Source organism: Streptomyces sp. NPDC026394 (genome assembly GCF_055567735.1).
On the sequence record NZ_JBVHPX010000023.1, the window covers coordinates 90,171 to 112,205 of the forward strand.

Annotated in this window: 21 protein-coding genes and 1 pseudogene; 15 read left to right on the forward strand and 7 right to left on the reverse strand. The window is 69.5% G+C overall.

Going from position 1 to position 22,035, the window contains the following annotated elements; all coding sequences use genetic code 11:
• The first annotated feature begins 96 nt into the window (after positions 1-96).
• The 6 genes and pseudogenes from ACZ4QV_RS35015 to ACZ4QV_RS35040 all read left to right on the forward strand — a co-directional run.
• A complete protein-coding gene (locus ACZ4QV_RS35015) occupies positions 97-909 on the forward strand; it encodes an HIT family protein (protein WP_467763952.1) in 813 nt (270 codons plus the stop codon).
• On the forward strand, positions 906-1,859 hold the full coding sequence (locus tag ACZ4QV_RS35020) for a hypothetical protein (protein ID WP_467763953.1): 954 nt from the start codon (positions 906-908) through the stop codon (positions 1,857-1,859). Before ACZ4QV_RS35015 ends, ACZ4QV_RS35020 begins: the two co-directional genes overlap by 4 nt.
• Before the next feature lie 147 nt (positions 1,860-2,006).
• The gene (locus ACZ4QV_RS35025; RefSeq protein ID WP_467763954.1) at positions 2,007-2,369 is read left to right on the forward strand and encodes a hypothetical protein; all 363 of its coding nucleotides are present in this window, start codon (positions 2,007-2,009) and stop codon (positions 2,367-2,369) included.
• Entirely contained in the window at positions 2,366-2,587 is a 222-nt protein-coding gene (locus tag ACZ4QV_RS35030) for a hypothetical protein (protein WP_467763955.1), read from the forward strand. The genes ACZ4QV_RS35025 and ACZ4QV_RS35030 overlap by 4 nt, the downstream gene beginning before the upstream one ends.
• Complete coding sequence (locus tag ACZ4QV_RS35035; RefSeq protein ID WP_467763956.1) at positions 2,584-3,000, forward strand: hypothetical protein; 417 nt, start codon at positions 2,584-2,586, stop codon at positions 2,998-3,000. The genes ACZ4QV_RS35030 and ACZ4QV_RS35035 overlap by 4 nt, the downstream gene beginning before the upstream one ends.
• 431 nt (positions 3,001-3,431) lie before the next feature.
• Positions 3,432-3,554 (forward strand): annotated as a pseudogene (locus ACZ4QV_RS35040) (IS110 family transposase); the annotation flags it as partial.
• Here ACZ4QV_RS35040 and ACZ4QV_RS35045 read toward each other — a convergent pair.
• The 4 genes from ACZ4QV_RS35045 to ACZ4QV_RS35060 all read right to left on the reverse strand — a co-directional run bounded on the left by ACZ4QV_RS35045 (position 3,546) and on the right by ACZ4QV_RS35060 (position 5,117).
• Entirely contained in the window at positions 3,546-3,752 is a 207-nt protein-coding gene (locus ACZ4QV_RS35045) for a hypothetical protein (RefSeq protein WP_467763957.1), read from the reverse strand. The pseudogene ACZ4QV_RS35040 and the gene ACZ4QV_RS35045 overlap by 9 nt on opposite strands.
• Complete coding sequence (locus tag ACZ4QV_RS35050; RefSeq protein WP_467763958.1) at positions 3,712-3,870, reverse strand: hypothetical protein; 159 nt, start codon at positions 3,868-3,870, stop codon at positions 3,712-3,714. Before ACZ4QV_RS35050 ends, ACZ4QV_RS35045 begins: the two co-directional genes overlap by 41 nt.
• 129 nt (positions 3,871-3,999) lie before the next feature.
• On the reverse strand, positions 4,000-4,422 hold the full coding sequence (locus ACZ4QV_RS35055) for a MarR family transcriptional regulator (RefSeq protein ID WP_361615039.1): 423 nt from the start codon (positions 4,420-4,422) through the stop codon (positions 4,000-4,002).
• Positions 4,419-5,117 carry a hypothetical protein gene (locus tag ACZ4QV_RS35060; RefSeq protein WP_467763959.1) on the reverse strand — a complete coding sequence of 233 codons (699 nt, stop codon included), beginning with the start codon at positions 5,115-5,117 and terminating at the stop codon, positions 4,419-4,421. The genes ACZ4QV_RS35055 and ACZ4QV_RS35060 overlap by 4 nt, the downstream gene beginning before the upstream one ends.
• Positions 5,118-6,327: 1,210 nt before the next feature.
• On the opposite strand from ACZ4QV_RS35060, the gene ACZ4QV_RS35065 reads away from it, so the two are divergent.
• From ACZ4QV_RS35065 to ACZ4QV_RS35095, 7 genes are all read left to right on the forward strand, one after another.
• The gene (locus tag ACZ4QV_RS35065) at positions 6,328-7,668 is read left to right on the forward strand and encodes a PucR family transcriptional regulator (RefSeq protein WP_467763960.1); all 1,341 of its coding nucleotides are present in this window, start codon (positions 6,328-6,330) and stop codon (positions 7,666-7,668) included.
• A 153-nt stretch (positions 7,669-7,821) separates the two neighbouring features.
• Complete coding sequence (locus ACZ4QV_RS35070; RefSeq protein WP_467763961.1) at positions 7,822-9,000, forward strand: acyl-CoA dehydrogenase family protein; 1,179 nt, start codon at positions 7,822-7,824, stop codon at positions 8,998-9,000.
• Positions 9,001-9,134: 134 nt separating this feature from the next.
• Positions 9,135-9,635 carry a flavin reductase gene (locus tag ACZ4QV_RS35075; RefSeq protein ID WP_467763962.1) on the forward strand — a complete coding sequence of 167 codons (501 nt, stop codon included), beginning with the start codon at positions 9,135-9,137 and terminating at the stop codon, positions 9,633-9,635.
• A gap of 878 nt (positions 9,636-10,513) precedes the next feature.
• Positions 10,514-13,657 carry an RHS repeat-associated core domain-containing protein gene (locus ACZ4QV_RS35080; RefSeq protein ID WP_467763978.1) on the forward strand — a complete coding sequence of 1,048 codons (3,144 nt, stop codon included), beginning with the start codon at positions 10,514-10,516 and terminating at the stop codon, positions 13,655-13,657.
• Between the two features lie 22 nt (positions 13,658-13,679).
• Entirely contained in the window at positions 13,680-13,859 is a 180-nt protein-coding gene (locus ACZ4QV_RS35085; protein ID WP_374084586.1) for a hypothetical protein, read from the forward strand.
• A 572-nt stretch (positions 13,860-14,431) separates the two neighbouring features.
• Positions 14,432-15,769, forward strand: coding sequence for a ParB/RepB/Spo0J family partition protein (locus ACZ4QV_RS35090; RefSeq protein ID WP_467763963.1), 1,338 nt, complete (start codon positions 14,432-14,434; stop codon positions 15,767-15,769).
• Positions 15,766-16,668, forward strand: coding sequence for a ParA family protein (locus tag ACZ4QV_RS35095; RefSeq protein WP_030019303.1), 903 nt, complete (start codon positions 15,766-15,768; stop codon positions 16,666-16,668). Before ACZ4QV_RS35090 ends, ACZ4QV_RS35095 begins: the two co-directional genes overlap by 4 nt.
• Positions 16,669-16,769: 101 nt before the next feature.
• Here ACZ4QV_RS35095 and ACZ4QV_RS35100 read toward each other — a convergent pair whose 3' ends face one another.
• Positions 16,770-17,072 carry a hypothetical protein gene (locus ACZ4QV_RS35100; RefSeq protein WP_467763964.1) on the reverse strand — a complete coding sequence of 101 codons (303 nt, stop codon included), beginning with the start codon at positions 17,070-17,072 and terminating at the stop codon, positions 16,770-16,772.
• Between the two features lie 428 nt (positions 17,073-17,500).
• Here ACZ4QV_RS35100 and mobF point away from each other — a divergent pair, with 428 nt between their 5' ends.
• Positions 17,501-19,318 (forward strand): MobF family relaxase, encoded by a 1,818-nt coding sequence (mobF, locus tag ACZ4QV_RS35105; RefSeq protein ID WP_467763965.1) that lies wholly within the window; start codon positions 17,501-17,503, stop codon positions 19,316-19,318.
• 183 nt (positions 19,319-19,501) lie between these two features.
• Complete coding sequence (locus tag ACZ4QV_RS35110; protein WP_361615062.1) at positions 19,502-19,627, forward strand: hypothetical protein; 126 nt, start codon at positions 19,502-19,504, stop codon at positions 19,625-19,627.
• A gap of 663 nt (positions 19,628-20,290) precedes the next feature.
• Here ACZ4QV_RS35110 and ACZ4QV_RS35115 read toward each other — a convergent pair.
• Entirely contained in the window at positions 20,291-20,863 is a 573-nt protein-coding gene (locus ACZ4QV_RS35115; RefSeq protein WP_361615064.1) for an HD domain-containing protein, read from the reverse strand.
• 17 nt (positions 20,864-20,880) lie between these two features.
• Positions 20,881-21,939: a helix-turn-helix domain-containing protein gene (locus ACZ4QV_RS35120; RefSeq protein ID WP_467763966.1), complete on the reverse strand. Its 1,059-nt coding sequence runs from the start codon at positions 21,937-21,939 to the stop codon at positions 20,881-20,883.
• Positions 21,940-22,035 lie beyond the last annotated feature (96 nt).

A 22,035-nucleotide genomic window follows, 5' to 3' on the forward strand; every position in this document is an offset into this window, starting at 1 on the left:
TCCGCGTCGTACGGGCCCGGCCGCGTCATCGGGGCGCCGCCGACCATGCCCGGCCGCCCTGGCTTTGTTCTCTTCCCGTTTTTTCGGAGGCGCATCGTGACGTACGACGTGTTCATCGACTCCTTCGGCGCCCGCTGGCAGGACCCGCCCCCGCCGCGCTACCGCGCCGCCGTCCTGACCATCAACCTCACCGACGTCCTGCTCAACCCGCCCGACGACCCAGCACTCACCGACGCCGTCACTCGCCAGACCGGTCTGGACGCTGAGATGAACATGTACGTCCTGGCCACGCCCGGCGCCGCCCGCATCGTCGACGACGCCGTCCACGAACTGACCGCACTGCTCACCAACACCGGGGACCGTCCCGTCCAGCTCCTGGTGAACTGCTGGTACGGCCGCCACCGCGCCCCTGCCGTCGCTGACGCCGTCGGCCGGCGCCTGCACCTCCACGGCGTACGGGCCGCAGTCGCCCACCACCACATCAACCGGCCCCCGGTCCCACGCAAATCCCCGCAGCCCGGCTGCCAGTTCTGCGCGGTCATCCACCACGGCGCCGAAGCCACCCTCATCCGCGCCTGGTCCGACACCGTCGCGATCGTGCCGCACCGCGGCGGCTGCACCCCCGGCCACATCCTCGTCATCCCCCGCGGCCACGTCCGGGACTTCACCACCGACCCGGTCGTGGCCGGCATCACCATGCAGCGCACCGCCGAACTCGCCCACGAACTTGGCATCGCGCCGAGCGCGGACGGCGGTGGCTGCAACACGATCTGCAACGCCGGAGCGGTCGCCTCGCAGACCGTCTTCCACCACCACCAGCACCTGATCCCCCGCGCCATCGGCGACGGCCTCGCCCTGCCTTGGACCCACCCCACCGCCCCTGCGCAGAAGAAGGAGCCCGTACGGTGAAGCGCTCCTTCCGCCACTGCGCCCTCTATCCCGCCGACCAAGCCATCGTCGACGCAGCCCGCGCCGTGCTCGCGGCCGTGCGCAACCCGCAGCCCTGGACGCCCGGCGGCGCCCAGGACGTCGCCGGGCGCGTCGGCGTCGGGCCGTTCGTGGAACGCGCCCACACCCGGCCCGGCGACGACCACGGCCCCGACCTGATCTCCGTCGCGCTGGTTCACCCCGACGCTCCCTACGCCGCGGCCCACCTCCTCGACCGCCAGCTCCGCTACACCGACCACGGTTGGCTGCGCTGCGAGATGTCCGAGACCCTCGGCTTCTGGCAGCAGGCCTACGCGATGCTCACCCATGCCGCGGCAGGCTTGCCCCTGCCCGACGACGTCGGGATGGACCTCGCGCACTACGCCCTCTACGTCGAGGTCCGCCGACGCGACGACAGCCTCGACGCCTTCACCTTGCTGCACCTCGGCCCGTACACCCAGACCCGGCACGCCCAGCAGGACTTCGACCGGCTCACCGCCACGCTGGAGGGCCGGGAGACCACCGCGGTGCCCGGGTTTCGCATCTCCGCGCGGTACGCACCGTCCGAACGTCAGAGACCACCAGCTGTTCGCCGATCCGCACGAGGCCGACGCCGTGGCGCTCCTGAACGCCGCCATCGCGGGAGTGAGCGCGTGACCGCCCCGGCCCTGTACGAGATCGAGACCAGCGAGAGTGACGACGGCACGAGGTACTGCGTCGAATGGCTCTGGACGCCCGGCGAGGACGCGGCCAACGACGGCTTCGTCACCCATCGGGGCCTCTACGTCGCTGGGGTCGGCACCACCAGTGACGACGATGTCGCCTACCCCAGCTGCGCCGCTACCTCAACCCGCGGCTGGCGGCGCACCCGTACCGGCCAGGACCTGTGCCCCGAGCACACCGGCGCTGTCCGCAGCATCCCGCCGTCCTGACCTTGGCCCGGGGCTGCGGTTCGACCGTGCCGCCCCGGCACCCCGTGTGCCAGGGCGGTGCGGCGGGCCGGCAGCCGCCGGCCCTTCCACCCCGGAACGGCCCCAGGCAGCAAACCAGCGCCGTCCCGCTGACTAGGAGTATCCACCATGCCCACCCCCGTGCATCTCGACCGTCTGGTCGGGTCCGAGCACGCCGCGCGGTTCGTCAACGTCCGAGTCCGTGCGTTCATCCGCGACGACCTGCTGCCGGAACCGGTTGCTTATCGGCTCGTGTGCGAAGGCGTCCTCGCCCACGCCCCGTTCGTCCTCGCCGACCCCGGCCAGGTCTGGGTCCTGCGCCACGAGGTCACCGACAGCGCGGCACCCCTGCTGATCATCATCGGCCGGGACGGTGACCAGCTGACGGCCGAAGACACATTTGGCCGGCGGCACCGCATTCTGCTGTGCGCGCTCGCCGCCTACCAGCTCGATCAGTGGTACTGGGCCCGCGACGAGGAGTCCACCTCATGAGGGCCGCGCCTCGTATGACACGGCTGCCCGCCTGCCGCGAGGGCGATGGCCGCCCGGCCAGGGTCCTGGAGACGGTGTCCGCGAATCCCGATGTGAAGCGTGCCGGACAGCAGCGCGCCGACCAGGCCGGGGACGGCGCCCACACCCACATCACCCGCGACGGCGACTGCCTCGTCGTCCGCCCCCACTCCCCCGCCCCTCAGGAGGCCGAGCAGTGAGCGTCATCGGACAAGAAGAAGGCATCGAACACGGCAGCCTGCGCGGCTACCGGCAGCACACCTACCGCAAGGTCCCCGCCACCGAAGCCTGCGGCTGCCTGGCCGCCGTCCGCGAGGCACAGCGCGCCCGTAAACCGGCCCAACAGCGCAGCCAGGAACAGAAGCAGTGGGCCGGCGGCCAGTACGTCACCAGTACCACCGGCACCCGCCCGGGACGTCACATCGTGGCACCCGGACAGTGCCCCACCGAAGGCTGCGGCCAGGAAGTCGCCGGACGCACCGTCCAGCGCCGCGGCTGGGTCCGTATCCACGTCCAGGGCTCCACCCTGCCGCCGCGCACCTTCTGCTCCGGCTCCTGCGCCAGCGTCGGCATCGCCCTGGCCGAACTGCGCATGCAGGACACCACCCGCTGACCGCCAGCGCCGCACGAGCAGCGTCACGAAGCGGCCCGCCGACACAGGCGGGCCGCTTCGCTGCTGACCGGCGACAGTAACCAGCTGGCGCTTTCTCCATCGAGCAGCCGCTGCCACTGAGCAGTCCCTGAACGCACCAGGCGATTCGCTGGATCAGGCGCAAACACCGCCGGATCCCCTGGAAGGATCTCCGCCGCCGCTATTGCAACGGCAGATGGTGGCCAACCACGGAGGATCACCCTGTTTGACCCGGCCGAGGTACGCATGACGCGCTACCGATACCGGGGAGCGGTGATTCCCTCGCCCTGGCCCACCAAGGGATAGGGCCCCGAGGCTGTCAAAGAGGACTTGTAAAGAGCCCGGTGCTCGGGAGGCGGTTCGGGGAAACCCACCAGCAGTACTGCTGGCAGGGCGCACCGAACCGACCTCACATCGCCCAGGGCAAGCACCGCACCCAGGCCCTGCTCTGCCTCGCCAGACGCCGGGCCGACGTCCTCTTCGCGATGCTCCGTGACGGAACCTTCTACGAACCCCAACCCGTCAGATCAGGCTGAACCACCGAGAGCCTGCCGCGCCTCAGCCCACAGCCGCTCGAACTCCTCCGCGGAGATCTCGGCCACCCTCGGCTCGTCCTGCCAGCTCTCCATGCGGCCCTCGGCGAGAACCCCGTACTGCCGTTCATAGCGGCCCATCGCTGCGAGCTCGGCATGATCACGCAGGTGCAGCACCTCGGCCAAAGAGGCCGCTGTCACCGGACACGAGTCCTGCCCCCCGGACCTCAACCTGACGCGCTGCCCAGCCCTCGTCGTCGGCCTCGAGGTACTGCCACAGATCTTCGTCCGCGTAGTAGGTGCGGAACCAGTTGGTCATGCCGCCATCCTGACCCGCCACCTTGACCAAGAGACAGGGGCACCCCGCAATACCACCACGTTCAGCGCTGGGGCCAGTACCAGGCGGGGCCGCCGCGTGACGACTGTCGTCCGTACTGGCGTCAGCACATCATGCGACGCGGAGCTTCTTGCGCCGGTCCAGGGCGAGCTTTTCGCGGTAGTCCTCCACGGCCTGGTGGTAGCGGGCCACGAAGGTCGGCTCGTCCAGGCGGTCAGCGATGTCCATCTCATCGATGGCGCGCTGGGCGTCGGAGAAGGACTCGTAGCCGGCGAGCATGGCGTTGATCCGGTAGACGCCGTTGCGCTGCTTGGTGACCAGCCGGGCGAGTATCAGCTCACGCAGTGCGGAGGTGACGCTGGGGCGGCTCAGCCGCAGCAGGGCCGCGATCTGGTTCTGCCCCATTTCCACCCGGCCGCCGGCCTCACTGCGTGATCTCAGGACGCACAGGACGCGGTAGGCGGTACCCGGCAGGTCCAAAGCGGCAACGATGCCTTCGGCGTTGACCGGCGCGAACAGCAGTCCTTTGCTCACTGTTCCGGCTCCTTCTCCCCCAGGGTCTCGAACTGCTTGCGCCGTGCCCGGCGCTTGGCAGCCCGTTCCTTCCGCAGCTCATCGATGGCCTCACGCATGTGCTGCAGGGACGGGTAGCGCACCAGTTCCGGCAGACTCCCCGCCCGCAGTTCCTTCAAAGCATCCTGCTGATCCACCTGAACATACTCGGTCTGCCCCTCGGCGCCACGAATGAGCTCGGCCGCAACGTAGGAGTAGGGCGGGTTGAACTGGTACACACCGGGCCGCCGCCGCAGCACGATGCCGTGCTGCATGATCTCCTGCAGCGCCGGGTTCACCTTCTGCCGGGGCACGTCCAGGATCGCGGCCATGTCGTCCTGCGTCATCGGGATCTGGCCGCCGGCCCGCTGCCCGGCGATCAGCAGCAGGATCAGCCGCAGGGGCAGGGCCTCGCGGTAGTACTGGGCGATGACGAGCAGGAACTCCAGGCTGGCCATCGCGAACGCATTGGGACGCTCGGGGCTGGAGTAGAACTCCAGCTTCTGTCGTCTGCGGCCGAGGGACAGCTCCCGGTCGGGGTACCTGCGGGCTACCTCGTCCAGATCCTTGATGGCCCGCAGCCGGGACCCGAAGGCCTGCAGCGGGTCGTCCGGATCATCCTGAGCGGGGACGTGCGCACGCTGAGAGGCGCGACGGCGGCTCTGCGGCTCGGACACGGACGTTCTCCATATTTCAAGATCCGGGACATGAAGCAACGTAGCAGAAGGTCAGTCCTTCTGACCTCCGGGTCGGGATTGCTGACTTCTGGCGCGTCGTGTGTCACCCCCGTGGTGACACCGCCCGGCCCGAGACCTCCTCTAAGGAAGGGACAGAACAGCCCCAGCGTCGGCCGCGCGACGCCTCCACCGCGGAACGTCAGGATTTCCGACCTTTTCCGGGCCTGAGACGTCGGCTCCCCTGACCTTCTGGCCTCGTCATGTCTCCTCAGAAGGGACATCCGAAGCGGCCAATGTCTCCCCTGCGGAGACATAAAAGGCCCACCTGTAAGCCTGTGACCTGCAAAAACGCTGCTCTCCCCTATCTGATGTCCGTGCCACGCTGCGGGTGAAGCACGGACATGGCTGAGGCCGCTTCGCGTGCACGTCGCAGGACACCGTGCCGACAGTGGACAGCACCAGCGCCGCGGAGTCTCGGGTGGTACAGGCCATGACGAACCAGCAACAAAAGGCACACTGAGCGCCGGTGGCCGGTTCCGCCGTACGGCCCCGGGGGCCGTACGGCTCCGCTGCCTCCGCACGTCACAGGACGGCTCTCCCCCGTCGCACCATCCGTTCTGGGGCTGAGGTTCGCGGCATCAGCGCACCACGATGGCGGACACAAATCTCCTGCAACCACAGCATGCAGTTGTTGAGCAACCGGACACCCCGTAGGACGGACTCTGCCGTCGACACCAGCAGCCCACTGCGGAGGGGCCGGTCGAAGCCGCCGTCACGCCCGTGGAACGTGAGGGCATCGCGAAGGAACCCGGCACGGGCTGGCTTCAGCCCACCGAGCCCGGTCGCCACACCAGCTGGCACAAGCTCTACCCGGACCGGACCGGACCCGGACCCGGACCTACCGCCGGGGCCCCGCCACCAAGGGGTTCTCCGCATAGACCGAGATGGGTCGGGTGGACGCGGCCCGCTGCAGCCCATGCGTCGCCGACTTGCTCGCTGTCGGCTACCCGTCCACGGCGAGATGGCCATCAGCCCTGTCGGTGGAGAGCCGGCGTCGGCCCGCTTGTCGTCGGCGCCGGCTCTGAGCCTGGAGGCGGACAACCCTCGGACCGCAGTACCGTAAAGCGCCGGAGGGCGGGGCGGCTTACGTGGACACGGAGAGCGGGGAGCAGATGGGCGTCGGGTGTTTCGGGCGCCGACGTGGTGCCTCATGAGCACGGCGGGGTGCCCGGGGCCGGAGAGTGCGTGGCTGGGGAGGCTGCGGCCCGAGGACGAGACGGTGATCGGCTCGGCCGTCTCCGACCCCCTGCTGGTCGCCGAGGCGGTAGCCCGGGCCGGCCGGGCCGCGGCGGGCTGGGCCGTAGAGGCAGGCCGGGCCATGACCGCCCGACGGAACAACGGCGGCCTCTCCGACGTCCGTTACATCCACTTCCGCCCGCAACGCTTCTACGAGGCCCTGGCGTTGTCGGCCGTCGTCGCCCTGACGGGCGACCACACCCTGCCCACCGCCCTGCGCGGTGAGCTGTCCGTTCTGGTCAAGGAGGCCGTGCCGAGGGGGGTGTCGGTGGACGTGGGACTGCAGGGCGTCCAACTCTTCCACGCGGACTTCCTCGGGCGGCTCTTCGACTGGTGCCGAGCCGAACTGCCCGCGGAGAGCCAGGCCGAGAGCATGCGGCAGATGTCCGCGGACCTGTTCGAGGGGATGGCCGCGCTCAGCGCCCTGATGGCGCAGGAGTTCACGGTCGTGCGGGACCGCTGGCTCGCCGGCGCCGCAGCGGCCCGGCAGGAAATGGTGCGGGACATCCTCGCGGGCAAAGACGTGGGCCGGGACCGCGCCGTGTCCCGGCTGTCCTACGACCTGACCGTGCACCACCTGGCACTCATCGCCTGGTCCGACGCCGATTCGGCCGACGACGCCAACCCGGCCGACGGAGCCGACGATCTCGCCGAGGCCGCGACACGGCTGCTGAAATCCGCCGGATGCTCCTCCATCCTGCTCGTACCGACCGGCACGGCCAAGCTGTGGGCATGGGGCGGCCGGGTCGGCGGGCTGCCCGAGCCGGGCTCCGACAAGAATTCCTCATCCCGCAACTGGCGCCTTTCGCCTCATCTGCGGATCGCACTGGGCCGCCCGGGGACAGCTCTCGCGGGCTTTCGCCGCTCCCACCAACAGGCACTGGCGGCCGAACAGGCCGGAAGGGCGGGGCAGTCCCCTGGGCCCCTATACGACTACGCGCGACTGGAGCTGCCGATCCTCCTGAACGCTCGTCCGGACGCGGCCGGACAGTTCGTCACCCGGGTCCTGGGACCGCTCGCGGCCGACGACCCGGCGATGGCGGAGCTACGGACCACACTGAGGGCCTATCTCGATGAGGACCGTGCCGTCTCCGCTGTCGCCGAGCGGCTGCACATCGCCAAGAACACCGTGCTCTACCGGGTCAAGAAGGCCGAGCAGCTGCGCCGGCGCTCGGTGAAGGAGGACCGGCTGGCCGTGCACGCGGCCCTCACCTTCGTCGAGGTGTTCGGACCGCCGGCACCGCAACCGGACTGATGTCTGCTCACCGTCACGAAGGCCGGGCTGAGCTCTGAGCGCCATCACAAAGACCGCACTGATCTCTGGTCGCGGTCACAAGCAAGGCACCGCGCCGCTCAGCTTGACTCGCTTCACCGGGGCGCGCCCCGGCCCGGACACGAGGAAGCGAGCATGACGATGACGACTGCTACCCACCACACGTACGGCACGGTCCCCACACGCGAGGAGCTGGTGGAACGCGCCGCCGCGCTCGTACCGCTGCTCAGGAAGCACGCCGCCGAGACCGAGGAACGGCGGAGCCTGAGCGAGGCGAGCCTCGCCGCGATCACCGAGGCGGGGCTCGCGCGGCTGTGCGTGCCGGTCGAGTACGGCGGCTACGGCCACGGCATCGCCACCCTCACCGCGGTGGCGGCCGAACTGGGGCGCGGATGCGCCTCCTCCGCCTGGGTGGTGGGAGTCAGCGGACAGATAGCGGTCTCCCCGAAGAGCCCCGCCATCAACTCCGCCCTCTACGGTGCGGGCCCGGACGCATGGCTGTGCGGTTCGCTGAATCCCACCGCCGGCGAGGCGGAGCCGGTCGACGGCGGGGTCCGGCTGACCGGCCGGTGGGGGTACGCCTCGGGCTGCGCACACAGCCGATGGGCACTGGTGCTGGCCACGGGCACCGCCCCGGACGGCGGCCGGAGCGTTCATGGCCTCACCGTTCCGATGAGTGACCTGACCATCGACGAGGACTGGTGGGTCGCCGGCATGGGGGGCAGCGGCAGCCACACCATTGTGGCCTCGGATGTCTTCGTCCCGGCCGACCGGGTCATGACCCCCACGGGCGAAAGGACCGCGCAGCAGACGATTCTGAGCGGGATCGGCGGATCGGTCATGATGGCGGGCCCGCTGCTCGGTGCCGCGCACGGGGCGCTGGACCTGGTCCACGAGACGCTGGCGGCGAAGAAGAAGGTCGTCTACAGCCGGTACCCGTCCGCCCCGGAGGCGGTGGTGACGCAGCTCTGGCTGGCCGAGGCGACCCAGCACCTGGACACGGCCCGGCTGCACACACGGCGTGCGGCCGACGCGATCGACGCCGCGGTCGCGTCGGGCACCGCGATGAGCCTGGTGGAGCGGGCCCGCGCCCGTATGGACGTCACCACGGCGGTGGAGGCCTGCCGCCAGGCGATGGCCCGGCTGCTCGACATCCACGGCGCGAGCGGTTTCGCTCAGGCCAATCCGCTCCAGCGGGCCTGGCGCGACCTGGAGACGGCGAGCCGACACGGCTTCCTCAACACGCAGCTGGCGCGCGAGGCGTACGGGCGTGCGCTGATCGGAATCGACGAGCCCATCGCCACGAACATCTGACACGTCCGATCCGCCTGACACATCTGGCGCCGATGACCCAGACGACGCCGCGCGTCGAACAAGCGGCACACCAACCGGTTGCGGAACCCGACGTGCCGGAACACCAACGAGCAGGACAGGAGCGGAAATCGAAGATGACGACGAGCACAGCGGGCCAAGCCGAGTTCCGGGACGCCATGGCGCGTGTGGCGGCGGCGGTCAGCATCCTGACGACCGACGGGCCGGGCGGCCGCTGCGGGATCACACTGAGCGCCGTCTGCTCGGTCACGGACACCCCGCCGACGGTCCTGGCGTGCGTCAACCGGAACAGCGCCATGCACGATGTCTTCGTCCGCAACGGCCGGGTCGCGCTGAACGTCCTCGGCGGAGACCAGGCGCAGCTGGCGCGGCACTTCTCCGGAGCCACGAAGGCGGCGATGGAGGACCGCTTCACCTGGGACATCTGGACGCCGACCGCACCGGTACCCGTGCTGCGCGACGCGCCGGTGACGATGACTGGCGTACTGCGTCAGCACACGCCGATGGGTTCCCACAGCGTCCTCTTCATCGGTGTCGAAGAAATCCACGTACGAGGCGACGGCGGCAGTGACGGACTCGTCTACCACAACCGCGACTTCCACCGGCTGGGCGCGTAGACGCGTAGGCGCCTGAAGCGTCGTGCGCGGGTGGTCGGCTGATCCCGGCCTCCCGCGCACGGCCGCGGCGCTGGCCCGCCTGAACGGGAGCCGATCCCCGCCCGGCCCGGCCCGGCCGCTCGGCTCGGAGACGGCGCCGGGGGTTTTCTGGCGCGGGCTGCGGCTGGTTGCGGTGAACGAGACCTGCTCGGATGCGGCCGACACGGCAGCCAATGAGAACAAGTTCGGCCGCCCGGGCAACACCCGTCCCGGTGACAAGGCCGCGTTTGGGCAGGTGAGGATGGCTCCTCTGGCCGAGGTGGGCACTCATGCGGTCCCGTTGCTGCCGAGGAACACCTGCTCGTCGCCGCGTATGCCGACTTGTTGCGCGCACACGGTTGGACGACCACCGACCGTACGGCCAACCGGTCCCGACTCCTTGTCTCCCACTCCCACCCTCTGAGGGGTGACCAGCAGGTTGGAAGCTGAGCGTCCGCAGTGATGTTCTAGCCGTCGTCCCGCAAGGACCTGTCGTCTGTGCCCTGTGCGTTCCATGCCGATGGCATAAACGACCTGGACGCGCCGGTGCGAAAGGCGGCTTGAACTGGCTCGCTCCGTGCGGGTGTTCGGAGGAACGGTCGATTCCTGTGAGACACCTGTGACAGCTTGTGCGATCCCGGTGGCCAGCGGGGCTACCGCAGCTTTTCTTCCGTGGGGGGAAGATGACGCACTTACGTGCCGCGGGCACGCCGCTTCGGCGTGCCCGCAGACAGGCCCGACTGACCGTGACCGCCGCCGCCACCGCCGCCGTCCTGGCGGCCGGAGTGCTGCCGGCGCTGGCAGCACCGCCCCGGCCTCAGGCTGAGGGGTCGGCTTGGGGGGACCACGGGCGGGCGGCGATGCCTGCGGTCAAGCCAGGGGTGAACCGTCCCCCGGCCTCCCGCGCCCAGGCCGCCCCGCCTGAGGAGCGGCGGGCCTGGGGGCAGAGGCAGCAGGAACGTCTCACCGGCCGCAGCGCTCCCGGGGCCCGCACGGTGCGGCCAGCGGCCGACGTGGCCTCGTTCGTGCCCGAGGGGCAGGGCGAGGTGCCCTGGCATCAGATCGACGACTTCCGCATCACCGATGCGCTGGTGGGCCGGATCGACTACTCCACCGGCAACCTGATGCTGGCCGCCACCGACTTCGACATCGCCGGAGTGGGCCAGAAACTGCAGCTGACACGGACGTACAACTCGCTGCCCGGCCCCTACGGGATGGTCTCCACTCCGTGGTGGCAGGGCTACGAGCGGTGGCTGGACACCTTCTACACAGGCGAAGTGATCTGGTACGACGCCACCGGCGCCACCGTCCGTTTCGCCAAGAACGCCGACGGCACCTTCACCACCCCGAGCGGCTACTCCCGCGACCTGGTCAAGAACGCGGACGGCTCCTTCACCCTGACCGACCGCAAGTCCGGGACGAAGGAGACCTACGACGCCCACGGCTCCCTGACCAAGGTCACTGACCGCAACCACGGCGCCATGACCGTCGACCGCCACCAGGCCGACGACGGCTCCGCCACGGGCCTGAAGGTGACCGAGACCCGCTCCGGCCGGGTCATCGACCTGGTCAAGACGGACGCGACGCACTGGAAGGCCACCGACACCGCGGGCCGCACGGTCGCCTACGAACTCGACGGCAAGGGCCACCTGCTTCGCACGACCGACGCCGAACACAACACCACCACCTTCGGCTACGACGGCAGCGACCGCCTGGAGAAGATCACCACGGCGGAGTCCCGGGCCACCGTCTTCACCTACGACGACCTGGGCCGCGTCACCTCCATGCGCCGCTTCCTCGAACACGGCGGCAACGGCGAGAACGCCCCGACCCACCTGTACACCTACTCCAACGAGGACTCGGCCACCGCCGCAGGCACCACCACCGTCACCGACCCGCGCGGCCACGAGACGGTGTACACGCACAACGCCGACGGCGAGGTCACCAAGGTCACCGACCCGTACGACAAGTCCCGCTCCACGACGTACAAGAACCACCTGACACAGACCGCGACCGACGCGATGGGCAGCGGCACCACCCCAGGCAACGTCACCACCTACGGCTGGGACACCCGCAACAACCCCACCTCGCTCAAGCTCCCCACCGGCGCCACCTCCACCCTCGCGGGTTACCAGACCGTCGCCGGCGCCGACCTGCCCGGCACGCTGACCACCGCGGACGGCGAGAAGAGCACCTACAAGTACGACACCAACGGCAACCCGGAAAGCATCGCGGTGACCGGAACCGGCGGCGGCCACCAGTACTTCACCCACAACAAGGCCACCCCCACCTGCGGCGGGTTCGAGGGCCAGCGCTGCAGCGTCAACGACGGCCGCAACAAGGCCACCACCAAGACCGCCTTCCACTATGACGCCAAGGGCAACCTGGACAAGGTCACTCCGCCCGCCCAGATCAAACCCACTACCTACACCTACGACCCGCTCGGCCGCCCCAGGACCGTCACCGACGGCCGCGGCATCGAGACCACCTACACCTACGACGACCGCGACCGCATCACCGAAGTCACCAGCCCCACCACCAAGGTCACCTACCGCTACGACGGTGACGGCAACCTGCGCGAGCGCACCGACGCCACCGGCACCGTGACCTATCAGTTCGACGCGCTCAGCCGCGAGACGATCCGCACCCTGCAGGACAAGTCCCAGACCGTCCTTGCCTACGACGCGGCCGGCAACGTCGAGACCTACAGCGACCCCGCCGGCAAGACCGTCTACACCTGGGACAAGGCCAACCGCCTCGACACCCTCACCGACCCCACGGGCAAGACCACCCGCTACGACTACGACAACAACGGCTTCCGCACCAAGACCACCTACCCCGGCGGCACCGTCCAGAAGGTCGCCCCCGACAAGTCCAGCCGCCCCGAACACATCACCGCCACCTCCCCCAAGGGCACCCTGACCGACCTCACCTACACCTACCGGTACGGCACCGACAACAAGAGTGACGGCACCAAAACCCGCACCCTGACCAACAAGGTCGACGGCACCCACACCACCTACACCTACGACAGCGCCGGCCGCACCTCCTACACCAACGAGACAAGGAACGGCGCCTCCACCGGCGCCTGGCAGTACTGCTACGACCAGGCCGGCAACCTCACCTCCCTCGGCGCCGCCCACCAGTGCCCCGGCAGCACCACCTTCACCATCAACGACGCTTCCCAGATCACCGCTCGTAGCGCCCACCCCAAGCCCTGGACCTACGACGACGCCGGCAACGAGAGCAACGCCGAGGCCACCCGCACCGACGAACGCTGGACCGACTTCTCCCAGCTCGCCTCCATCACCACCGGCGGCACCGCCTACGACGCCGCGTACGGCTCCACGGACAACAGCGAGCGCACCCGCCTCGGCGATACCGTCTTCCACAACGGCCCTCTAGGGCTGGCCGGACAGACCACCGGCGGCACTGACACCGGATTCGTCCGTGAACCGCGGGGCACACTGAACTCCATGAACCGTGGGGGAGCGTCCTACTACTACCTCACCGACGCCCTCGGCTCCGTCGTCGGCCTCGCCGACGAGAGCGGCGCGAAGGTCAACAGCTACGGCTACAGCCCCCGTGGCGTGGCCCGCGCCGCCAACACCGAACAGGTCTCCCAGCCCTACCGCTTCGCCGGCGGCTACCAGGATCCCACCGGCCTGTACCACCTCGGCGCCCGCTACTACGACCCCAGCGTCGGCCGCTTCACCCAGCCCGATCCCTCCGGCCAGGAGCGAAACCCTTACCTCTACGCCGAAGGCGACCCCGTCAACCGCATAGACCCGGTCGGGCTCTACAGCATCAAGGACTGGTTCGGAGACGTGGGCCTTTTCAGCGGAGGTGGCACGGGTGTAGGCGCCGTCGCTGGATGCGCAGCCACAGCGGCGGCCGGTTGCATTCCCGGAGCCGGTCCGGGGGCAGTAGTCGGAGGCGTCGCTGGCGGCGCCATAGGCATCGGGTATGCCACAGGACAAGCCATCAAATCCTGGCTGAAATGACCTCAGAACAGGCAGGAGACACATGAACTGGAATCGCAAGGCCAGCATCCTCGCGTTGCTCATCGCCTGTGCTCTTCTGGGACTGCTGCTGGCCATCTTCGGTGTCGGGAAGTGGACTGCTCTCGCCGTCGCGCTGATCGTCATCGCCGTCATCACGGCGCTGCTCGTACCACGTATTGTGAACGACCGCAGAAGGCGCTGAGCTACCGTCGACCAAGCTTTGCAGGGGCAGGGTGCCAGCGTTTCCATCGGAAACGCTGGCACCCTTGCGTTGCTGTCGTCGCCTGGCATACTGCTCAAGAGTCTGTGTTGAGGCGTGACAGCTCCGCAGACGATGCAGACGGCCGCCGGTAATCTTCGTTTAACATGCGCAGTCGGGCGCGTTACGTCGGTCAGGCGGTACGAACAATCGTCGGAACGGACCAGGAACCGGCGGGCGCCTGCCGCTGTAGCCGCCTCGCGCGATCGTACTCCCGGGGTACTCGGGGCAGTGCTCTGCTCCATGACCTTCACGTGCTGACTGCACGGTTCGGCGCCCTGTACCCGACGCCGAACGGGTGCTGACGGAGTCGGTGCTGAATGGATACGTTGAGGTCCGCCCAACGGTCAGGCGAGCCGCCGTTTCCAGTGGAAACGGCTCGTCGAAGGTGCCCCTCGGCGTCCCGATGGCCCGAAACACGTCGCTCCATGGCGTTTCACGGGCGAGGCCGAGAGCGGCGTTTCCAGTGGAAACGGCTAGTCTCACCTCGTACCGACTGCAGTTCTGGAGATCCAATGGCAGGCACGCTCCCGCGTCCCAAGCGCAAGAGCACCAAGTCCGCACCCGTCGTGGCCCCTGAAGAGGTCCTGTACACCGACACGGACCGAGACGGGGACACTCTGGATGTGGCGCTGGGGGCTCTGTGCCCCAATCCCTTCAACAAACGGAAGAAGAAGGGGGTGCCCGAACTGGCCGCGACCATCCGGGAGGTCGGGCTCCTGCAGAACATCGCCCACATCCGGGCGGAGACCTGGATCGCGGCTTACCCGGAGACCAAGGATCAGATCACTGCGCCCAATGTGATCCTGTTCGGGGAGCACCGCTGGCTCGCCCTGCAGGAGCTGGGGTGGGACACCATCCCCAGTGTGCTGTGCGACGACAAGGTCAACGAAGCACGCCTCATCACCCTGATCGAGAACCTGCGCCGCGCCCAGCTCGATCCTCTCGAAGAAGCCGAGCACTATCGAGGCCTGCGTGCTGAGGGGCTCTCCTACGAGCAGATCGCGGAGAAGGTCGGCGAGACCGCTGAGGGCGCGATCTCGAAGGGCACGGTCTGGAAGCGGGCCAAGCTGCTCGAGCTGGCCCCTGAAATGCAGCAGGCCCTCAAGGACGGCACACTCAAGGTCAGCGCTGCTGAGAAGGCACAGAAGCTGAGCGACAGCGATCAGAGGGCGTACCTCGGCCTCGTACGCAACGGCGTACGGCCCGCAGAGGCCCATGCGCAGGTCGTCGCCCGACAGCTTCAGCCGGCCGATCCCGTCCCCGAGAACACCGTTTCCAATGGAAACGGCTCCGCGAAGCGGAACTCGGCCGAAACCGAAGTCGTTTCCAAGGGAAACGCCAAGCCCGCCCAGCCCACTCCGCCCGCCCAACGGAAGCCGCAGCCTGCTCCCGCCAACGACAAGGCCGATGCCGACCGCCGGGCGGCCGCCGCCTCACGGGATGCCGCCTGTCGGCTCCTGCTGGAGACCACGGATCTGGCCGATCCCGCGACGCACGAGCTCGTGCTCGGCGTGCTGGCCACCGCGATCCTCGCCCCTCAGCAGCAGTCCGCCGCTCAGCAGCGCGCTTACACCTGGCTGAAGGAAACCGGACGCCACGGCCTGGACGCCGCCGACGCTGCGTCCTACTTCACCGCCGTGCAGGACTCGGGCGATGCCGCCTCGCAGCGGCTGGCCGCCTTCGCGGTGGCTCTGGCTGCTGCTGAACTCCGCACCATCGCCCGTCGGCGGTCCTGGGGGAGTCGCGAGCGTGCCCACCTCCGGGTTCTCCAGGAGCATGCCGAGTACGAACCGCAGACCGAGTGGGAGAAGAGCGAACTCGGAATGGCCGCCGCGGAAGGATCCCGATGAACATCAGCGCCACCATCGACCCGCGCTTTCGCCCACGGGGACGCAACTGGCCCCTCATCTGGGCTTACATCATCGAATGCGGCGGATCCACCAAGTCCACCAGCGCCACCTCCATGGCGGTCACCGCCGCACTGCGCGGCTACCCCGGCGTCGTCTTCGACCTCGACAGCAACATGTCGTCCTCGCTCGTGCTCGGCTACGACGAGACAGCCCTCAAGGGCAAGAAGACCGCACTCGACCTCCTCTACGGAGAAGCCACACTCGACGAGGTCGCCCTGCCCGCGCGCTTCCGCGTCGGCGACGGCTACGACGACGACGATTTCGCGGTCATCCCGAACCTCCGCGTCGTACCCAGCAGCCCGGCCATGGCCGGCGCCGACACCGCCATCGCGGAAGACGCGGACCGCAACGACTGGTTCGCGGAGATCCTGCGCTCCTACCAGGGCGACGACACAGTCTTCTACCTGGACTTCCCGGCGAGCTACGGAAAGATGCCCTACTCCGTCCTGCGCATGCTGGACGAGGACGACTCCGTGATCCCCTCCATCAAGGCCGACCCCAAGGACGTCAAGCTCGTCGCGCGGCTCGTCGACGAACTGGAACGCGTCCGGGACAAAAACCGCGGCCGCCGCTCCGTCCCTGGCCGCCCCACCCTCAACCACCTGATGCTCACCGGCACGCCAACGTCGACGTACAAGGAAGCAGCGGCACGGCGAGCCACCGAGGCTGCCGAGGCGAAGTACGGCTCCGTCCTCCTGCCCTACATCAGGTACTCGGCCGACGCGAAAAAGCTCTACGAAGACGAATGCCCACTGCCAATCCTCCTGCCGAACTCCGTGCCGTCGGTGGACTACCGAAAGGTGATGACGCACCTCGGATTCGTCGACCTGACAGCTTGAGCGTTTCCGCTGGAAACGCTCAAGCGTGACCAGAGTCGGAGAGGGGCGGCTTCCTGCACACGGGTAGCCGCCCCTTCCGAGTACCCTCGGTTGCCGCCTGCTCACGGGACGATGAAGATGTCGTGTCCGCCGATGCGGCGCCAGATGATGTGCGGCTCGCCGGGCTGGCGCGCGGACCCGTACTCCCAGGTTGCGCGTCCTGCGGGACCGGTGCCCATGGACCAGGTGAGTTCGTAGACGCCCGAGGTGCGCTGGACGCGCTTGATGCGGAGGCCGGCGCGGAAGCTGCCGGTGCGCAGGTCCTCGACGAAGGCCGCGACGGTGCGGCGGAATCGGCGGCGCTGTTCTGGGGTGAGGCGGTCCAGGTCGGCGGTGAAGCGGGGCAGAACCTCGTAGGTGGGCACGGCGAGTTCCTCTAGGAAGCACGAAGCCCCCGGCGCTGCCGGGGGCGGTGGCTGTCTCGCTCAGGCGAGGGAGTCGATTGCGTGGTGCTGGGGGCCTCTTCGGTCGTCGGGTGGGGGAGAGGCACGCGTATATACGCGTCGTGGCGACAAAGTCAGCTGGAGTCGGTTGTTGGGGTGCGTGGGACGTGTGTGACTGGTGGCCGCGCAGCATTTGCATGGCCCCGTAGAGGCCGCGCATGGCGAAAGGCGGGGTTCGCCTGGCGGGCGCGACGCCGTCGTCGGCGCCCGCTCGGCGGGATCAGCCGTGAAGTTTCGGTGGACCCTCCCGCCTCACGGGATCGGTCTTTTCCGCAGGTCAGAGCCGGTGCTTGCATCCCGGGATGCTGAGTGTTGCGAAGGTTCAGAGGCGGAATGCGTGGCGCTATTACGTGCGTGGGGTTGCCTTCGGTGACGGCCGTCGTCCGGCCGGCCAGTCCCTGAAGGGCGCCCTGGAGAAGGCCGGGCTTCCGCCCGGAGTGTGGAGGGGGCGCGGCCTGGCCGCGCTCGGACTCACCGCCGGGCAGGCGGTGAGCGAGCGGCAGATGGAGCTGGTCTTCGGTGAGCTCCGACACCCGGATGCCGACCGGATCGAGCGCGAGCTCCTGGACGACGACGCCGCCCCGGAGACGGCCCGGATGGCGACCGCCCTGGGCCAGCCGGTCGAAGAAATCGAGCGGCGCAAGGCGACCCCCGTGCTTGCCCTCGATTTCACCTTCCGGGCGCAGGCGTCCCTGACCGTGTTGTGGGCGCTGGGAGGCGACCACACCCGGTACGTCATCGAGCGGGCGCACGAGCGGGCCATCGCCACCGCGCTGCGTTGGCTCGAAGATGAGGTCGCAGAGATCCGGTGGTCGTCGGGCCGTCAGCGCGCGAAGGCGCCGGGCCTGGTGGTCGCGCAGTGGCGGCACTTCGACAACCGCGACGGCTTTCCCCTGCTCCACGATCACTGTCTGGTCCTCAACCGGGCGCAGCGTCCGGACGGGTCCTGGTACGCGCTGGACACGGTCCGCCTCTATCAGAATGCGGTGGCGGCCGGGGCGCTCTACACCCTCACGATGACGACCGAGGTGTGCGAGGAGCTCGGGCTGGCGACCGTGCCCCGGGAGGTGACGCCGGGCCTGCGTCCGGTCATGGAGATAGCCGGCGTCGACCAGGAGCTCATCGACTGGTCGGCCACCCGCCGCGAGCAGATAGCGCCGGTGCTGGAGCGCCTCACCGACGAGTACGTCCAGAAGCACAAGCGGCTGCCCGGGGAACGCGGCCGCCACGGCCTGGGCTGGTGGGCGGCGCAGGAAACCCGCCGGGCCAAGAAAACCCCCAAACCCTTCGAGCAGCTGCGCGCGTGGTGGCGCGCCTCAGCGATCCTGCGCTTCGGCCAGGCGATGGTCGACGGGCTGCTGGAGCGGTGCCGTGCGGCCGGGAAGGCGATCCGGGCCCGGGTGGGCCCGGTGGTGGATACCGCGCTCGCCGCCGTCGACGTCGCCGCCATCGTCTTCACCGTCCGCAACTCCTTCGCCCGCCGTCACGTCCTGGCCGAAGCGCGCCGGCACCTGCTGGAGACCCTGCGCGGCCGTGCGTTCACCCGCGGCCTGGACGACTACATCGCCGACGCGGCCCTGTCCCGGCACTGCCGTCAGCTCACGGTGTCGCAGAAGGGCCGCCGGACCCCGGCGCCGGACCAGCTCACCTACACCGCCGACTTCGGCTGGCCTCGCCGGTGGTGGATCGCCGGCACCGACGGCAAACCTCCCCGGGAGTCAAGCCGGTACGAGCGGGCCCGGGTCGCCAGCCTCGCCCTGCAGAACGCGATCCGTACCGCCCGCACCGCACCCGCTGCGTGGGACGGCGCCCCGACCGCGACCGCATCGGCCACCGCGCGCATCTGCGACCACAACCACGACCAGGCGGCGGCCGCGCCGCACGCCGTCGACCACCCGCCCCGGGACGCCGGGCTCACCCCGGCGCAGCGGGCCGCTGCTGTGCACGTCCATCAGCAGGCCGCGATGCCCGAGGAGTACCTGGAGGGCCGTACGACCGATCCCGCGACGTGGCTGTACACACCCAAGAACCTTGCCCGGCTGGCCGCCTTCACCCAGGCAGCCGAAGCCCGCAGCCGAACCATCGCCGACGGACCGCAGCCGCAGCAGCCAACCGCAGACGCGGCCGACCCTGCCAGCCAGCAGCACCACATGCCCCGGCCTGATTAGGGCAGGGGAGCGGGCCGCAATCACTGACGAGGACGCCAACCGGCCAGCGCGTGGCCGATTGGCGACTTCACCCGCGAGCCCCGGCGGACCGGACTGAGAATCGGGGGCGTTGGCACCCGGCACGGGAGGACACTTGACCGACCTGCACGAACCCTCGCCGAAACCGACGGCCGGAACACGGCCGTGAGCACTTCGTACTCGCGCGAGGAAGCACCTCCGACGGTCCTCAACTGGACCCAGAGCAGCGCGACCGACCGCGGCACGAACGAACTGCCGCTCAGCGACCTCAAGGCCATGGTGCAGAGCTGACCGCCACATCCGGACGCCCCACGGGCCAGCCGTCCGTGGGGCGCCTGCGCGTACGCCTCCCGGAACCACCGGACCCGGCCGCAGGCCCGCCTGGTGGGACGGACGGCGAAGTCGTCGCACCACCTCTCGGGACGCGGCCGACGTGCACGTCCTGGAGGTGACAGCCAGGTGCGAGGGTGCAAGACCACACCCGACTTGGAGGTCCGCATGGTTGAACCGGTCCGGCCGTCCCTCTCGCCGGAGCAACGCGAGCGCCTGGAGCAGCTCGCCGACGCGTCCCGACTGCGGATGGCGCTGTACCCGTCCCCGAAGCCGCCACCGCTCCTGCACCGCTCGCACTCACGCCGGTACCCCAGCGGCCGGCCGAACCCATGGTGGTCCGCTCGTCCGCGCCGACGCCGCCAGGGATGAGTGGGCACGGTGGACTCCACCGTGCATCCGGTGCATGGAACGGTGGCGGCCGGGTGGGAGTGGGCTCCACTCTGGTGATCAGCGCACCACACGATGTTCTGCACCGGTATGCCCGCGCGCAGATCGCTTCGCGATAGGCGGCCGGCTCCAGGCGAGGTGGGCTGGCTGCGGCCCCGGGACGCCGTCTCTGATGGCCCGAAGACGGAGAGCGAGCCGCAGTACCGGTACCACCGCCCGCAAGATTGCGCCTGGTTATCGCAGGAAGTTGTTCTGCCATTCCAGCGAGGACATGGTCAGTGCTGCATCGGCGAGGGCTTTGGCCGAGGGTGTCTTGAGGCTGGTGAGGCTGGTGTCGATCCAGTTCTGGGTGAGGCTGTAGCCCTGTTCGCGGTACTCCACGGCCTGGACGAGGCATTCGAGCTTGTCGGCATCGCGGGCGACGATCGCCTCCGGGGTTTCACCGGCCTCGTACTCATCGACCGCACCCTGCACGCCGGTACGGACGGCCGGGTGGGCATTGGCGACCTGGTCGGTGGTCACCTCGCCGTTCGGGGCGGCCCGAAGGTACTTGCGGCCGATGTGGGGGATGTCGCCGATGCGAGTTTCCTGAGAGTCATGGAAGAGGCACAGCAGTGCTACGCGGGCCGGGTCGGCGCCTTCCATCATGGCGAGCACCGAGCCGATGATGCCGACGCGGAAGGAGTGTTCGGCGACGGATTCGGGGTGCCTGTTGCCGGTGAACCACCAGCCGGTGCGGGCGACGCGCTTGAGCACGCCCATCTCGGAGATGAAGCTTGCGGTGCCCTTGGTGGTGTCCTCCGACATGCCCTGCCTCCGGTCTCTCAGGTGCTCTTACAGCTCAGAACGTAGTGGACACAGCCCAGTTCCCGGCGTGCTCGGGCGGACAGCCGCACCTCGTCGAGCAGATGCGCGCTGCGTACGTGCAGATCCCGGGCGGTGGGGCCGGCGGCCTGCGGGAGCCAGGGGAAGGCGGTCAGCAGCGCCCACAGCGAGTGCGCGTACAGGTCGACGAATCCGGGGTCGTTCACCAAGCCTTGGGCCAGGGCGCGCAGCAGCGTCAGCGCGTCCCAGCCCGGCAGGCCGCGGTCGCCCATGAACGTGTCGTCGCTCTGCGGTACGGACAGCGCGCCCAGCCATAAGGCCCAGTAGTTCAGGTTCGCGGCCTCGGCGGTGTCATCGTCGGCCAGAGCGCGGTCGATGAAGTCGTACAGAGGCTGCGGGTCGCCGAGCCGGGCGAGCGCGGCGGCAGTGGAGCGGGCGGCTGCCCAGTGCGGCGACCAGCCCCGCAGGGCCAGGACGTCACGGCGCCCGTGCAGGGTGTGCGCGGTCCACGCGGCCGCGTCCGGACTGCGGTCGTACGAGGCGAGGTAGAGCGCCTGACGGTGCAGCAGCACCCCGCCGGGACCTTGAGCGGCCGCGTGCTCGGTCACCGCACGCAGGTGGTCGAAGAACACCTGGCGGTCGGCCGTCGCCAGCTGCGGCGCGGCGGCGACCGGTCCACGCCGCGACCGGGATACGCACCCGGTGAGCGCCGGCGGCGTGACGCCGGTCAGCGCCCAGGCCAGCATGTGCGCGGTCTCCCGGGTATGCACCCACCCGGCCAGCGGATGCGGACGGCCGCCATCGGGCTGGAGGCCGGCCGCGATGATGCGATCCGCATCCATCGCCGCGTCCAGCCACCCCACCAGCGCCGCGTCCGCGCCGATCGCGGGCAGTTGGCGGCGCAGCTCCAGCAGAGACCCGGCCCGCATGTTCGCCAGCGGCCGCCGCCCGGACTCCCAGCCCTGCACCGTCTCGGTATCCACCCCCAGGGCCCCGGCCAGGGCCGCTTGCGTGCGGGGGATGCTCTCGCGGGCCAGCCGCAGCACAAAGCCGGTCACGGCCCCTGTTGCTGTCCGGCGCGGCCTGCCCATACCGGCCCACTCCCCGCTCGCCCTGCGCCCCGAAACCCGTACTCACGGTCAGTCCTACCGCAC